This window comes from Puia sp. P3 (assembly GCF_050632245.1).
In the GTDB taxonomy this organism is placed as follows: domain Bacteria; phylum Bacteroidota; class Bacteroidia; order Chitinophagales; family Chitinophagaceae; genus Puia.
Window position 1 is genome coordinate 1839529 of record NZ_CP192583.1, and the last position, 15028, is coordinate 1854556.

The 15028-nt window shown below is 55.0% G+C and carries 10 protein-coding genes and 2 pseudogenes; 5 read left to right on the top strand and 7 right to left on the bottom strand.

The annotated features are described in order from the left end of the window. Positions 1–98 precede the first annotated feature (98 nt). Complete coding sequence (locus ACQ86N_RS11150; RefSeq protein WP_431215220.1) at positions 99–2825, bottom strand: TonB-dependent receptor plug domain-containing protein; 2727 nt, start codon at positions 2823–2825, stop codon at positions 99–101. After that, positions 2800–3234, bottom strand: a pseudogene (locus ACQ86N_RS11155) (carboxypeptidase-like regulatory domain-containing protein); the annotation flags it as partial. The pseudogene ACQ86N_RS11155 and the gene ACQ86N_RS11150, both read right to left, overlap by 26 nt. A 498-nt stretch (positions 3235–3732) precedes the next feature. Between ACQ86N_RS11155 and ribB the strand changes: the two are divergent. Next, positions 3733–4268, top strand: a pseudogene (gene ribB / locus ACQ86N_RS11160) (3,4-dihydroxy-2-butanone-4-phosphate synthase); the annotation flags it as partial. Continuing rightward, positions 4245–4931, top strand: coding sequence for a GTP cyclohydrolase II (ribA, locus tag ACQ86N_RS11165; protein ID WP_431217359.1), 687 nt, complete (start codon positions 4245–4247; stop codon positions 4929–4931). The pseudogene ribB and the gene ribA, both read left to right, overlap by 24 nt. Position 4932: 1 nt before the next feature. On the opposite strand, the gene ACQ86N_RS11170 is transcribed toward ribA, so the two are convergent. From ACQ86N_RS11170 to ggt, 5 genes are all read right to left on the bottom strand, one after another. Beyond that, on the bottom strand, positions 4933–6123 hold the full coding sequence (locus tag ACQ86N_RS11170; protein WP_431215221.1) for a translocation/assembly module TamB domain-containing protein: 1191 nt from the start codon (positions 6121–6123) through the stop codon (positions 4933–4935). Next, positions 6120–8792, bottom strand: coding sequence for a translocation/assembly module TamB domain-containing protein (locus ACQ86N_RS11175; protein ID WP_431215222.1), 2673 nt, complete (start codon positions 8790–8792; stop codon positions 6120–6122). Before ACQ86N_RS11175 ends, ACQ86N_RS11170 begins: the two co-directional genes overlap by 4 nt. Continuing rightward, entirely contained in the window at positions 8695–9630 is a 936-nt protein-coding gene (locus ACQ86N_RS11180) for a hypothetical protein (protein ID WP_431215223.1), read from the bottom strand. The genes ACQ86N_RS11175 and ACQ86N_RS11180 overlap by 98 nt, the downstream gene beginning before the upstream one ends. A 217-nt stretch (positions 9631–9847) precedes the next feature. Beyond that, positions 9848–10291, bottom strand: coding sequence for a DUF1572 family protein (locus ACQ86N_RS11185; RefSeq protein ID WP_431215224.1), 444 nt, complete (start codon positions 10289–10291; stop codon positions 9848–9850). Between the two features lie 142 nt (positions 10292–10433). After that, positions 10434–12014 (bottom strand): gamma-glutamyltransferase, encoded by a 1581-nt coding sequence (gene ggt, locus ACQ86N_RS11190; protein ID WP_431215225.1) that lies wholly within the window; start codon positions 12012–12014, stop codon positions 10434–10436. Positions 12015–12191: 177 nt separating this feature from the next. On the opposite strand from ggt, the gene ACQ86N_RS11195 reads away from it, so the two are divergent. The 3 genes from ACQ86N_RS11195 to ACQ86N_RS11205 are packed head-to-tail and all read left to right on the top strand — an operon-like array spanning position 12192 to position 15019. Then, positions 12192–14357 carry a M14 family metallopeptidase gene (locus ACQ86N_RS11195; RefSeq protein ID WP_431215226.1) on the top strand — a complete coding sequence of 722 codons (2166 nt, stop codon included), beginning with the start codon at positions 12192–12194 and terminating at the stop codon, positions 14355–14357. Further along, the gene (locus ACQ86N_RS11200) at positions 14344–14721 is read left to right on the top strand and encodes a hypothetical protein (RefSeq protein WP_431215227.1); all 378 of its coding nucleotides are present in this window, start codon (positions 14344–14346) and stop codon (positions 14719–14721) included. Before ACQ86N_RS11195 ends, ACQ86N_RS11200 begins: the two co-directional genes overlap by 14 nt. A 46-nt stretch (positions 14722–14767) precedes the next feature. Continuing rightward, positions 14768–15019, top strand: a complete 252-nt coding sequence (locus ACQ86N_RS11205; protein WP_431215228.1) for a hypothetical protein — start codon at positions 14768–14770, stop codon at positions 15017–15019. Positions 15020–15028: the final 9 nt, after the last annotated feature.

Below are 15028 nucleotides of genomic sequence, written 5' to 3' on the forward strand. Positions count from 1 at the left end.
CACACGAAAACCCCATTTCTTAACGCGGCGCTATCATAAAAAATGCCCCCAAAAGTGTCTAACTTTTTGGGGGCACATCAATTGGGACGGCTTTTTTATCAGGCGATATATTTTAGAATGTATAACGGACGCCGAGCTGCATGTTCCAGCGGGAAAGGAAGTCGGAGTACTGCCAGGGCTTGTTGGTATACTGGTTCAGGCCGAAGGCCGGGTTGTAGTACCAGATGGGGGTAACGGTGCCGTTGGCATTCGTGTTGAAATGGTCGACGTTCAGCGGCTGCGCTTCCTGGTTGCTCAGGAAGTAAGAGCGGCCCCAGTCTTTGTTGAGCAGGTTGCTGAAGTTGAAGATAGTCGCCGTGATGGAGATCGTATGCTGTTTGTAGACTGCTACGCCTTCTTCCAGCTTTCAGGTCGAAGTGGTGTTCGAACGGAAGCCTGTCGCCATTCCTCGACGTGTTCTGGCCGATATGGCTGCGCAGGTAGCTGGTCGAATTTTCGTAGGTCTGGAAGGCTGCGAATTGCTGGGCTGCCGTGAAAGTCTGGTTGACGCCGTTGATCTTGAAGGTCTTGGTAGCGGCGAACTGGGAGGCATCCGTAGGCAGGTACATCAGGTCGGCACCGCCGCTGGTAGAAGCTTTGGCGGTGGTAGAACCGTCATCGCCGTTGAGGTCGCCGAAGAACACGTACGAGAAGGGCTGACCGGACTGGCCGATGTAGACGAGACCTACGTTGGTGTAGAAGCGGCCGTGGCCATACTTGAATTTCTTGCCGATATTGACGACTACGCGGGATCCTAGGTCGTAGTTGTTGCGGGCTTCGTCGAGGTTGTTGGTACCGTTGATGTTGTAGGCGAAACGGTACTGGGAAGCAGCAGTCGAAGAACCACCGTCATTGGCGCCGTAGGAGTGGCCAAGGCTATAGGCTGCGCTGGCGAACCAGCCGTTGCTGAACAGCTTGGACAGCATGAGAGAGATATTGTAGGAATATCCCAGCGTCGTGTTGGTTAGCGTATAGAGGTTCGAGTAAGCCGCGTTGACCTTGTTGCTGTTATACCAGGGGCGGGTCGTGTTGCCCAGGTTGATGGTAGTCGTCGAAGGCGCCAGGTTGATGTCCTTGTACAGGATGTCCTCGATGGTCTTGGTATAGATGCCTTCGAGCGTACCGATGATGCCCCAGGGCAGGCGCTGGTCGATGGCCAGGTTGCTTCTCAGCGTACGCACGTATTTGAAGTTGGGGTCGGTCAGGTTGATGGCCGGTCCTACGCCAGTAGCGGGGTGGAAGGGTGCGTTCGGATTGAAATGAACGTTGTTGCTGGCGATCTGAGCAGGGGTGAGCGTGCTGGAAATTGTGCCGATACCGGTATTGCTGTACTGGTTGGAGATCCATACGAAGGGAACGCGGCCCGTGAAGAGACCTACGCCGCCACGCACCTGTGTCTTCTTGTCGCCGAATACGTCCCAGTTGAATCCGACGCGCGGGGATATCAATACTTTGGTTGTCGGGATCTTGTTGGTCGCGACGCCGTTGGCGATGGCGATGGGCGAAGTATTGAAGGCGGAGTTATCCGTGGGTTTGGAAGAGAACACCGGGATGTCGGCGCGCACGCCCAGGGTAACGTTCAGGTTGTCCAGTACGCTATAGGCGTCCTGTGCATAGAAGCCGAGCTGGTAAGCGCTGACGTTAGCTACCGGCTTGGGGTTCTTGGGGTCTGTGGAATAAACCGTCTGATACTTGTTGGCGAAGCTGTCGATGCCCTGTACGTCGGCGTAGAATGCCTGGAGGTTGCTATAGGTATAGCTGCCGACCAGACCCTGCAGGAACACGTTCTTCGAGTTGTAGAACTGATTGTCCGTGCCGAAGGTGAAGGTATGCTTGCCTGCGTACAGGTTGACGTTGTCTGTGATCGTCAGGATGCGCTGGTCAAGGGAGTTGGCCTGCGAGCTGAACTCAGTACCAAAGGCATAGGTAGCGCCGTTGTCGGAGATGCTTACGGCGGGGAAGAGAGCTCCCGGAGTAGCGCGGGCGTCCTTGGTAGAGGTATAGGTAGCACGCAGCATGTTGGAAACCTTCGTGCTGATGCTGGAGTTCAGTTCCAGAACCGTGGAGTTGGTCCTCGAGTTGAAGTTGTATCCGTTGTTGTAGTAGCTCATGGAGTTGGCTCCGTCGCTGAAGATAAAGTTGTGTCCCTTTACCCAGCTGTTGCGGATGGTGAGCTTGTTCTTGTTGTCGATATTCCAGTCGACGCGGGCGAAGATGGCGTTCGATTTCTTTTCGTTATTGAAGCCATTGTATGCTCCGGGGTCGTAGGACCAGCCGGGGTGTTTGCTCGCGTCTTTCAGGAAGGCGCTCAGCTGATCCAGCGTTGTGAGGTCCTTGATCTGCGACCCGGAGGTGCCGGGCAGGTTGATCGGGGGCTGAGAGCGGCTTTCTCCTTCGTAGTTGACGAAGAAGAACAGCTTGTTCTTGATGATGGCGCCGCCAAGACGTGCTCCGTACTGATTGTCGTGGAAGGTACCGTATTTGGTGCGGGTGTCGGCGCTTTTTCCTACCAGGCCCTGGTTCTGGTTGAAACCGTAGATGGAGCCGTGGAATTCGTTGGTGCCCGAGCGGGTAACGGCGTTGACGCCACCACCGGTGAAGCCGCTGAGGGTAACGTCATAGGGGGCGAGAACGATCTGTACCTGCTCGATGGCGTCGAAGGGGATAGGGTTCAGGGAAGCCTGACCGCCGTTGGTGCCGCTGGATGCGAGGCCAAAGATATCCGTAGCGTTGGCGCCGTCGATGGTGAACTGATTGTATTTATTGCTGCTGCCGGCAAAGGACACTCCCAAAGCTGGAGCCGTCGGTACCGCTCTTTCTCGCGTTGGCGCGGGGGTCGAGGCGGGTGAAGTCGTCGATATTGCGGGTAATTGTAGGCAGCGTAGCCAGCTGTGTCTGGGAGACCTGTGTTGCCGGGCCCTGACGCTGGGGGTTGATGATCGGGTTCTTCCTGTAGCTGACCGTCACTTCACTCATTGTCTTTGAGTTGTCCTCGAGGACCGCGTCGAGCTTCAGGGGAGCGCCCAGTTCGAGAAAGAGGTTGTCATAGGTTCTTGCGTTAAAGCCTACGAAAGAGACGGTTACGGAATAAGGTCCGCCTACGCGCATATTCGGCATGTTGAACCGGCCGTCTGTGGTGGCGACGGCGGTGTAGGTCGTCCCGGAGGGAACGTGGACGGCCTTGATGGTCGCCCCGGTAAGGTTTTCTTTTTGTCACTTTTGACCGAGCCAAGAAGCCCTGAGGTCGTGACCTGGGCGTTGGCAGCCAACAGCGAGAATACGGATAGAACAATAAATAGGACTCGTCTTATCATATAAAGTGATTTTTGCGGGTGCGAAGAAAAGCAGGTTCTGCCTTTCGGGATGTCTTTTAAGGTTAACAAATTCTTAACTAATCGAATTTTAATGTGGCAGGCATTCAGAGGTTTTCGAGGAAAATTGGAGGGATCAGTGATGCTGTCGGTTGACAGGTGTTAAAGAAAAGCAAAAGTAGAAAAAGGCTGCTCGGTAAGAATAAATTTACATGAATGGCGGACGGAAATGGTCGAAAATACCCATTTTCCATGAGGAATGGTTGCTGTGGACCGGCGGGTAAGGGTCCGGGGCTGGCCTGTGGGGGTGTTGGCTGCGAGGCATCCTTTCATAACTTTCCGGCGTTTTTATTGTTAATTTTGCATCAGTTTAAATCAATCTATGCTATCCAGTATACCAAGTGCTATCGAAGATATAAAAGCGGGCAAACTGGTCATCGTTGTGGACGACGAAGACCGTGAGAATGAAGGAGATTTCATTACAGCCGCCCGGAATGTAACCCCTGAGATCATCAATTTTATGAGTAAGGAAGGAAGGGGTTGATCTGCGCCCCCCTTGTGGAGAGCCGGTGCGACGAGCTCGGTTTGGGGCTGATGGTCAATAACAATACGGCTATTCACGAGACCCCGTTCACCGTCAGCGTCGACCTGCTGGGACACGGCTGTACCACGGGCATTTCTGCCCATGACAGGGCCGCTACGGTCAGGGCTCTGATCGATCCGGCGACAAAGCCTGAGGACCTGGGTCGTCCGGGGCATATTTTTCCGTTGCGGGCCAAGACCGGCGGGGTTTTGCGCCGGGCCGGGCATACCGAGGCGACTATCGATCTGGCCCGTCTGGCTGGTCTGGAGCCGGCCGGGGTTCTGGTCGAGATCATGAACGAGGACGGTACGATGGCCCGTCTGCCCGAGCTGGTCGAGATCGCCAGGAAGTTCGATCTCAAGATCATATCTATCAAGGACCTCATCGAATACCGGCTGAAGACCGACTCGCTGATCGAGGAGATCGTGAGGGTCGATATGCCTACCCAATTTGGACATTTCAAACTTATCGCCTTCAGGGAAAAGAATACCAATAACGAACATCTGGCCCTTGTAAAAGGAGAGTGGAAACCGGGTGAGCCTGTATTAGTGAGGGTGCATTCGTCCTGTTTTACGGGTGATATACTCGGCTCTTACCGTTGCGACTGCGGGGAGCAACTGCACGAAGCCATGCGGCTGGTGGAAAAGGAAGGCCAGGGCGTTATATTATATATGAACCAGGAGGGCAGGGGCATCGGCCTGCTGAACAAGCTGAAGGCCTACAAGCTGCAGGAAGAGGGGATGGATACGGTGGAGGCGAATCTTCATTTGGGCTTTCCTATGGACAAGCGTGACTATGGAGTGGGCGCTCAGATACTGCGCTACCTGGGTATCACAAAGCTGAGGCTGATCAGCAACAATCCGCGTAAGAGGGCTGGTTTGCTGGGTTATGGTCTGGAGGTCGTAGATACGGTGCCGGTGGAAATTCATCCCAACCCCCACAATGAACGATATTTGACTACCAAGAGGGATAAGTTAGGGCATGAGATCCTGAAGTAATTTATTTTGACCCCGTAGTGTCCTGGGGTGGGGCCGGAATGGTAGCCGGCTTTTTCTTTTTCTTCTTTTTAAAGATCTCGTCGATGCGGTCGAAGTCGCGGCGGTAGGAGATGCTGGCGCCGGAGCTGTTTTGCGTATGGTTGCCGGTGGAGATATAATTATAGGAGTCGCGATAGAAGAACGTAAGGGCTACGCGTCCGTCGGGGGTGATCTTGTATTCTGCCGCGACGTCGGGGAGAAACTGGAAGGAGGAGGCCGCCGCCTGTTGTGCCGTCATGCCGAAGTCGAGCGCACTGCCCACGACGAGGGTCAGCTTTTCGTTCATAAAGCTTTTGGCGATGGAGAAATTAAAATTGGTACGGTCGTAGGCGAGGCGGCTCTGGTCCGCGACGCCCGTTGCGTCCGCCACGCCGCTGTAGAGGTTGGTGTTGAAATTCACCTGGATGCTGTTGTCTTTGAAAGCCCTGCGCAGGCGTGACTGCAGCAGCCTGGAGACGCCGGTGGAGACGGCGCCGGAGATGCTGTTCACTACTACGTTGGCGGTGGCTGTCGAGGGATCGAAGTTGTTTGCACTGCTGGACAGGGGGACGAATGTATTGAATACGACCAGCGTGGATACCTGTTTGTTGAGTTCGTTGGGGTCATTCTGGATCAGCTGCATGAGAGACTGTGCGGTCAGGTCGTCTTTCAGGGGGCTGTTCTGCGCCTGATCGATGTGGAAAGTAATCCTTGGAGACACCAGTTTGCCGGCGAGATTGGCCGTTACGAGAATGGTCACCCGCTGGCGGTTGAGGTTGGGGTTGCTGAAAAAGGAGCTGCCTCCATTGGCGACCCCAGTGTCGCTGAACCGGATGTTGTCGGCCTTGTAGACGGCTTCGATGCCGATGTCGGCGTCGTAGGGATTGCCGGTCCACTGGATATAGTTGCCAACTCCTTCGCTAAGGATAAAGGGTTTGTGGATAAAGGACTGGAAGGTAAAGTTGTAACTTCCCCTGTCGATCTCGTAGCGGCCGTTGAGCCGGAGGTCTTCCGAGGTTCCGACGGTCATGGTAAGGTTGCCGTGGCCGTTGGCCTTGATGATATCCCCGCTGATGGGGTCGAGGATCATATATACGTTGGCGTAATTGTTAGCGTACATGTCCAGGTTGACCAGCAGGTTGCTGCCCTTTTTGTCCGGGCCCAGGTTCTTCATTTCTTTACCATACACTTTCCAGACGATAAAGTCGGCCTCTCCGCTCTCCCGGCTGATGGAAGGGGAAGGTATATGTTGGAACTGTCCGTCGGCTCTCCCTTGATATTCATGACCATATTCTCTTCGGGTCCCTTCAGTGTCATTCTTGCCTTGCCGATGACGGTGCCGTAGAACTGACTGTTGTCCGTGGCTTTGGTATCGAGAAGGAGGAGCCGGTTGGTATTCATTTCGAAGTCAAAGCCGAGGTCGTCGAATGCATGGTGGAACAGCCGGCCGTGGAGGAGGTCGGCTGTGTGTCCGAGCCTGTCTTTTAGCTGAAAGGACCCGAAGTCGATGGTATCCTTTTTAAAATTGATTATTGCCGCCGGTATCTTATACGTGCACTGGGTATAGGCGACTTTGAGGGATGCGTCCTTTAAATTGACCGTTCCGAGGTAGAGGAGATGGGATCCCGGGCCGGTGATCCGCAGCTTGCCGCTGGCGTTGCCGGTGAGATTGGTAAAGATGCCGCCGAGGTATTTTTCAAGGATGTCGACCTTCATATCGGCGACGTCGGTGACAATGTCGATGGGCGGCCCAGCACTGCTGTCGTTCAGATTGATCAGGGCTTTTGCGTCGAGGTGATAGTTCTTGTTATCCGAATGGAGGGTGGCGTTGATCGCGCCGGTGGAGTTCTGATAGTCTCCGGACAGCTGCAGGCGGCCGATGGAGTCGTTGGCGAATCGAAACTGGTCTGCTTCGCCGTTGAAATTGACCGTAGGCTTGCCGAAGGGATTGGTCATGTCGATGCTGCCGGTCAGCAGGCCCTCCAGTCTTTCCGATTTGACGATATACGGAGTAAAGTCGCCGATATTGATCTTTTTTACGTCGACGTGTATATCGTTCCAGTTGCCTTCGCCGGAGGGATGAGTGGTCATCCTTATCTCCTGGTCGCCGCTATGGATCCTTAGTCCTTCCGCCGAGAGCACGTTATTGTTAAAGGCGAGCTCTCCGTCCCTGTCGATGTTCCAGGTCTTGCTGTTGATATCGAAGGTTGACGGGTCGAATGTGACGTGTACCCCTGTGGGCTGGGTCTGGACCCTTGCCGAGATATTGGCGGAGTTGAGTGTCTGGTTGGCACTGGTAGTCACCTGCAGGCTGGACAGGTCGTTGGCCGACCGGAGACGGATATGCGTTGATGGGAAGTGGAGGCTGTCGCTGAGCTGTACGTCCCCGATGCTGGTCTCTATGGACAGGCTGTCAAGATTGCCGCGCCCTTTCAGGGTGAGTTTGTCAAAGGCGATGTGTTTATAGCCAAAGGAAGGCAGATCGACGTTGAGGTCGAGCAGGTTGTCCCTGGTATCGATACGGCCGCTGATAGCGGAGTTGTTGAAGCCCTTCAGGTCTTTGTTGAACAGGTCGATATAGTCCTCGACCTTCTTAGTGGTGATGACAAAGCTGAAGTTCTGGTTGATGGGTACGGCTTTGGCGGGCTTGATATAACTGGGATAGTATTTGTTGAGAAAGGTCTGAAAGGATGCGGGCAGGTCTTTGATAGAGAACTCGCCGACGACGGCGCCGTCGAACTCATTGCTGACGACGGTGATGGTCTTGTTGTTGTCGATGATGCTGGATTCCAGGGTCAGGGAGTCAAAAGATACCCTCTGGCCGTTCTTGAAGACGGAGGCGTCGTAGATGCTGGCGTTGCCCAGGAAATTGTCGATGTCGTCGCCGGTAAAATTGCATTTGAATTTTCCGTTGAACTGTACGGACTGGTTGGTAAAATGCAGTTTGCTGAGGTCTGCCTTGGAAACTTCGGCGGTGAAGTCGAATTTTGGCTGCAGCTGGCTGAAGTCGATCAATCCGTTGAGGTGTACGCCCAAATTGGGGTCGCTGGTCGTGAGCTCTCCGTTGAATTTCCTTTTGGCCACGGCGCCGTTGACCTTTATTTGCTGATAAGTATAGTTGTTGAATTCGAGCGAGGAGATCGTTCCGTCGAGGGTAGCGTTGAGGGTTCCTGTCCTCAGACCTGCGCCGCCGATCTTACCCTGGAAGGCGATCCGGCCCAGGTTGTCGTTGTCGAGAAATGTGCCGAGCCGGAAGCTATCCGTCGAAAGCGTACCGGAGTAGAGGGACGGGCCATTTGCAGGGAACTGCATGTCGACATTGGTGGACAGGGCGCCGAGGTTGGTTTCGATGGTGCCTTTTGTGACGAAGTCGCGGATGGTCCCCGAAAATATTCCCCTGAACCGGAGCCAGCTGACCTGGTCGAGACGGGGCTGGTGGACGTCCTTTATCGCAGGGACGAGGGTGAGCATGTCCGCGTAGGTAGTCCGGAACTCGTTGGACGTAAATTCGATATGTGTGGTTTCGATGTGGGGTAGTCCTTTCAGGTGTATGTCGCCGTTGAGCAGGGTATTTTTGCCTGCCTCTACCACCACCTTTCTTCCCTGGAGATCGGAAACGGTACCCTGCAGGTCGCCGGTGATGCGTATGCGTTTGTCCCAATTCTTCAGATCGGGTGCGAAAAAGGCGATGTCGTCGCTGCTGATTTCCGAGTCGGTGAATCTTGCGTCCATTCTGATCTTTGTCTCAAAATCCGACATGTCGTCCAGGGTATTGAAACGCATGGCGAAGAAGTTGCGGAGGTGGCTGCGGTTGGTTTGCAGGTCGAGGTGCGCAAACTCCATGGCTTCCGGAAACCACTTTATGCGGGCGCTGAGTTTTTACGTCGAGGCCGCTGCGTTCTTTGGTGCTGAGCAGCAGCTGAGCGGTAATGGTATCGCGTCTGAGACGGAGGTTGGTGAAGCTGGTGTTGACGGCGGAAAAGAAGATATGGTCGCCGTCGAAGTATTGGTTGATGACGGTATCGGCCTTTTCTTCGTGGCGGAAGGACCCGTTCTTTATCGAGATGCTGCCGGCTGTAAAGTCCCAGTCGTCGGGGTTCAGCCGCAGGTGAAGGGGATCGTTGACGATGGCCGCGGTATCTATCGGGGGATGGGGTCTTCTTCCCTTGTAGTTGGACAGGATGAAGTCCGGTTTGGAGAAGCTGAGCGTGCGGATACGGGCTATCTTTTCGTGAAAACTGATGGTGTCGGCGTCGAGTGCCAGACCTTTCAGGCGCAGTTCCATGTCCTCTCCCCGCCAGCCGTCGCGTTTGAGAAAATGGATATTGGTCAGGTCCAGCTCTTTCAGGTCGAGCTGCAGTCCCGGAGTGGTATCTTTCAGGGCCGGATTTGTCGGCGGCGGCGACGAAAAATAGTCGACGAGGAACTGATAGTTCCAGATGGAGTCTGTACGCTGGAGCTTGATGGTGGCGTCTTCAAGGCCGATATATTTCAGCTGGGCTTTATCCTTGAAAAACCACCAGTCGGTGATGTTTACTTTTACTCTGCCCGCAAAGAGGAGGGTGTCCCTGTTCTTGTCTTCCACCAGGGTACTATCCATCATCATCTTGTTAAAAAGGGAGAAGTCGACGTGTTTGATCCGGATGGTGGTATGGAGGTCGTGGGAGAGGCGGTTGGTCACCTGTGAAACCAGCCATGTCTGGACCGGGGGCAGCTGGATGAGAACCCATCCCGTAATCAGTAACAGTAATAGAATTAATAATGTATTACGGAGTATTTTCCAGATCTTTCTCAGGGGCTAACCATTTCAGGTGGTAAAATTACGCTTTCAGGGGCGTTGTGCAAATTCGATACCAATAAAAGCTCAAAATTCGTAGACCCTAAGAATTGGGAAAAGTTTATCGTCTAATATGCTTGTCCTGCATGAATTGGTTAAAGGCTTCGGAAGCGCCCCTGGAAATGGAAAGACTTTGCCAGGCTTCGCCGCGTATCATCTTACCGATATACACGATCTGGCCGACGTGGTGGGGATAATGGGCCAACTGTCTGTTGATGGCATCGACGACCATGAGGGGTTCGTGGCGGATGGTGATGGTCTTCATGAGGTCTTCTTCCCTCAGGGAACGGAGGGTATCCAGGAGGCAGGTCCAGCCTTTCTCCCAAAGGGCGAGCAGGTCTTCTTTTCCGAGGCTGGGGTCGGTAAATTCCTGGTCGCGGTTGCGGCCCGGTTTTTCACCGTCTTCGGTGAGAAAATTGGTCCAGCGACTGGTCATATTGCCCGCCATATGGTTGATGATGACGGCGATGCTGTTGGAGGTCAGGCTGGATCCGGGGGATGCCACGGGGACGAAGTGAAAGTCTTTGTCAATCGAGCTGGGAGAAGGTGGCATCGCCGAGCGTCTTGTAGGTCATGAATCTTTTGATGACGGATTCGAGATAAGTCTGACCAAGGGTAGCGTTCATTAGGTTAAAATTTTTTGTCGTTTAATAGCCGTCGGCGGTGTCGTCGCCGCGGGAGTCGCCAACTGCCTGAAGCCGGTGGTCGGGGGTGACGCGGATCAGTTCGGTCCTGCCGATGGCTCCGCGCGGAGTGATGGTATACCCCATTGCCTTAAGGCTGTCCCGTGTTGCATTGGGAAAGCCGGATTCGACGTATAGTTCGTCGGGTAGCCATTGGTGGTGGAATTTGGGTTTGTTGACGGCTTCGTCGGGGCTGAGTCCAAAGTCGAGGACGTCGACGATGGTTTGAAAGACGGAAGTGGTTATGGTGGTCCCGCCCGGGGTTCCTACGACGAGGTAGACCTTTCCTTTGTCGAGAACGATGCTGGGGGTCATAGAGCTGAGCATGCGTTTGCCGGGGGCGATGGCATTGGCGTCGGTACCGAGCGCCCCGTACATATTGGGTACGCCCGGTTTGATGCTGAAGTCGTCCATTTCGTTGTTGAGGAAAAAGCCCGCGCCGCCTACGACTACGCCGCTACCGTAGCCGCCGTTGAGTGTTGTCGTGATGGAGACGGCGTTGCCGTCCTTGTCCATGACCTCGAAGTGGGTAGTCTCTTCGCTGGCCGGGGACAGCACACCCGCCTGGATGTCTTTGCTGTTGCCTGCTTTGTCCGGGGGGATATCGGCTATGCGTTTTTTGAGGTATGCCGCGCTGGTCAGGGTCGATACGGGGACGGCATAGAAATCCTTATCTCCGAGGAACTGGGCCCTGTCCGCATACGCGAGCCGTTCGACCTCGGTCATGAGGTGGACCGCCTTGACGGAAAGAAAACCATAGTCTTTGAGGGGAAAGTTCTCCGCCATTTTGAGCATCTGCTGCAGGACTACGCCACCGCTGCTGGGCAGGGGCATGGTAACTACCGTGTAGTTCCTGTAGGGGAAGATGGAGGGCGTACGTTCTTTTGCGGTATATGCCTTGAGGTCGGCTGCGGTAATAATTCCGTGGCCTCTTCGCATCTCTTCGAGGATCAGCTGCGCGGTGCGGCCCTCGTAGAAGCCTTTGGCGCCCTTGTCGCGGATGAGGCGGAGGGTGGCGGCGAGGTCTTTCTGGATCAGGATGTCGCCGGCCTTCCAGCCGGCGTCTCTTATGAAAACGGGGGTTACGGTGTTGTATTTTTTGAACCCGGACTGGCCGGCGTTGAGGCTGCGGGCTTCCGCCGCCGTGATGGCGAACCCGTCGTCGGCGAGGTCGATGGCGGGCTGGATGAGGCGGGCGAAGGGGAGCCGGGCGTATTTCAGTTCGGCGAAGACGCCGGCTACGGCGCCGGGGACGCCGGAGGCAAGGTGTCCGTTCTGGCTGAGGTCGGTGCGGGCATTGCCTGCGGAGTCCAGATACATATCGCGGGTGGCTGCGGCGGGGGCTTTTTCGCGGTAGTCGATGGCGATGTTGGCACCGGCCGGAAGTTTGCCGTTGGCTTTCCCGAGGTGAGCGACCATGAAACCGCCGCCGCCGATGTTGCCAGCGGCGGGGTATACGACGGCGAGGGCCGAGCTGGGTGGCGATCGCGGCGTCGAAGGCGTTTCCGCCCTGTTTGAGTATAGCCACGCCTGCGGCGCTGGCATGTGGGTTGGCGGATACAACTGCGCCGTTGGATACCGTAATTGTTTTGGATTGTGCCTGCAGAAGGCCTGGGATCAGGAAGGTTGCGATGGCGATAGCCGATAAGCGCATAAAGAGAGTATGAATTTCAACGTAAGTTACCATTTTTTTATTTTACCCGATTGCCTACATTCGACACTATGTTTAGCCACCGATATCTGGTCTTTCTGTTTTTGCTGATCGCCAATTCTAGTTTTTCCCAGAGCGCTGTGCCTTCGCCGCAGGCATTTCTCGGCTATCCGCTGGGAAAGCATTTCACGCCGCACCATAGGATCGTGGACTATTTTAAGGCGGTGGCGGATTCGAAGCCGGACCAGGTGAAGCTGGAGCAGTATGGGACGACTTATGAGGGCAGGCCGCTGCTGCTGGCGTATATCGCTTCGCCTGAGAATATGCGGCGGCTGGAGGAGATCCGTCTGAACAATCTCCGCCTGGCTGGAGTCCTTCACGACAAGGCGGGAGATGAGACCGCGCCGGTGATCGTATGGCTTAGTTATAACGTGCACGGGAATGAGCCGGCTTCTTCGGAGGCGGCGATGAAGACCCTTTATACACTGACGGGTGCGACGGATCAGCGGGTACAGACCTGGCTGAAGAATACGGTGATCGTCATCGATCCCTGTATCAATCCGGATGGCAGGGATCGCTATGTCAACTGGTACAATGACGTCGTCGGGGTGCAGCCGAATGCCGACCGGCAGGCCAGAGAACATCAGGAGCCCTGGCCGAGGGGCAGGAGCAATCACTATAATTTCGATCTCAACAGGGACTGGGCCTGGCAGACGCAGACGGAGACCCAGCAGAGGCTGAAGAAATACAATGCGTGGCTGCCCCAGGTGCACGTCGACTATCACGAGCAGGGCTATAACAATCCTTACTATTTCGCTCCGGCGGCCGAGCCGTATCACGACGTCATCACTCCGTGGCAGCGGGAGTTTCAGGTGATGATAGGAAAAAATAACGCGAAATATTTCGACTCGAATGGCTGGTTGTATTTTACCAAGCAGGAGTTCGACCTTTTCTATCCCAGCTATGGGGATACCTATCCCATTTATAATGGTGCGATCGGGATGACTTTCGAGCAGGGTGGCATTGGGGCCGGTCTGGCGGTGCAGACGGCCGATGGGGATACGCTTACGCTGGAAGACCGCCTGGAGCACCATTTCACCACGGGGATCTCGACGATAGAAGTCGCGTCGCAGCACGCGGCCAGGCTCGTAAAACAATTCCACCAGTACTTTGTTGATGCGGTAGCGCGTCCGGGCGGCGAGTATAAGGCGTATTTTCTGCGGAACGATTCTTTCGGTGACCGGCTCGAGCGGCTGAAGAATTTTCTGGACAGGAATCTGATCGAATGGTCACCGGTATCAGCGGGCAGTTTTACCGGGGTTGACTATGAGACCGGAAAGACAGCCGGATTCAGGGCCGCGCCGGGGGATATCGTCATCAATGCCGACCAGCCCAAGTCGAATCTGCTGCGGGTGTTGTTCGAGCGGCAGTCACATATCAGCGATTCCGTCACTTATGATATCACGGCGTGGTCCGTACCTTTTGTATATGGCGTGCAGGCGTATGGCCTGAATGCCTACGTCAAAGGGGATGATAAGGCGATAGCGGGGCCGGCGCGGGTAATGCCCGACCGGTCATACGGGTATGCGATCCGCTGGACGGGTATGCGGAGCGTCCGTTTTCTGACGGAGATGCTGCGGAAGGATATAAAAGTAAGATATGCGGAGCGACCCTTTCAGACGGGAGGCATCTCCTATGGCAGCGGGACGCTGCTGATAACGGCTACCGGCAACGGACAGCCGGATAGCTTGTGGTCCGTCGTAATGAACGCCAGCCACAGGGCCGGGGTGGTGCCGGAGCGCATAACTTCCGGTTTCGTGGAAAAGGGGGCCGACTTCGGCAGCGATCTTGTCCACCTGGTACATAAGCCCCGTATCGCCCTGCTGACCGGTGAGGAGGTCAGTTCGCTGGACGCCGGAGAAGTATGGCATCTTTTCGAGCAGGAGATCGACTATCCCGTCACGCTGATCAACGCCGATGAGATAGGGGGTACTACGTGGAAGAATTTTGACGTGCTGATCCTGCCGAACGGGTATTACAAGGCGCTGGAAGAAAAGAGCAATGAGGACCTTATCCGCAGCTGGGTCAGGGAAGGGGGAAGGCTGATCGCGATGGAGGGCGCCGTGGCCCAGTTGTCGAAACTGGATTGGGGGATCAGGCTGAAGGGGGAGGCCGACAAAAAAAGAAGAGGAGAAGGGAAAGAAGGACGAGGGCAATCAGTCGTTGCGCCGTTATGAGAACCGGCAAAGAGATGAGGTGACGAACAGCGTTCCCGGCTCTATATACAAGGTGGAGCTGGACAATTCGCATCCGCTGGCCTTTGGTTATCCCGACCACTACTATACGATCAAGCAGGACGATAACCTTTACGAATTCCTGAAGGATGGCGGATGGAATATCGGGGTTATCCGGAAGGACAACTATGTAAGCGGGTTTACCGGTGTGAAGGCCAAGGAGAAGCTGAAGGACGGGTTGCTTTTCGGCGTGCAGGAGATGGGCAGGGGGAAGACCATATATATGGCGGATGATCCTCTTTTCCGCAGTTTTTGGGAGAACGGGAAATTGTTGTTCTGTAACGGAGTATTTTTGGTGGGTCAGTAACTCTTTTTTGACCCGGTTAACGAATCACAGATTAAAAGAATATCGAATGTTTAAGGTTGTCGGAGCCGCCATGGCGGTATTTTTATTGGGAAATGTTGTGCTCGCGCAGGCTCCTGCGACGATCACTTCGGGAGATATCTACCTGCGCATGAAAAAGCTGAATGTGCTGGGGACAGTCCTGTATGTAGCGGCACATCCGGACGATGAGAATTCACGGCTGATCGCCTATATGGCGAAGGACAGGCTGTATCGCACCGCCTATATGGCGATGACGAGGGGGACGGCGGACAAAATCTGATAGGAGACG

Bases quoted from the DNA above. Each gene is read 5' to 3' on its own strand.
- ribA (WP_431217359.1), top strand. From the start codon at position 4,245: ATGGCCCGTCTGCCCGAGCTGGTCGAGATCGCCAGGAAGTTCGATCTC.
- ACQ86N_RS11170 (WP_431215221.1), bottom strand. From the start codon at position 6,123: ATGAAGAACCTGGGCCCGGACAAAAAGGGCAGCAACCTGCTGGTCAAC.
- ACQ86N_RS11175 (WP_431215222.1), bottom strand. From the start codon at position 8,792: ATGGAGTTTGCGCACCTCGACCTGCAAACCAACCGCAGCCACCTCCGC.
- ggt (WP_431215225.1), bottom strand. From the start codon at position 12,014: ATGCCAGCGCCGCAGGCGTGGCTATACTCAAACAGGGCGGAAACGCCT.
- ACQ86N_RS11195 (WP_431215226.1), top strand. From the start codon at position 12,192: ATGTTTAGCCACCGATATCTGGTCTTTCTGTTTTTGCTGATCGCCAAT.
- ACQ86N_RS11205 (WP_431215228.1), top strand. From the start codon at position 14,768: ATGTTTAAGGTTGTCGGAGCCGCCATGGCGGTATTTTTATTGGGAAAT.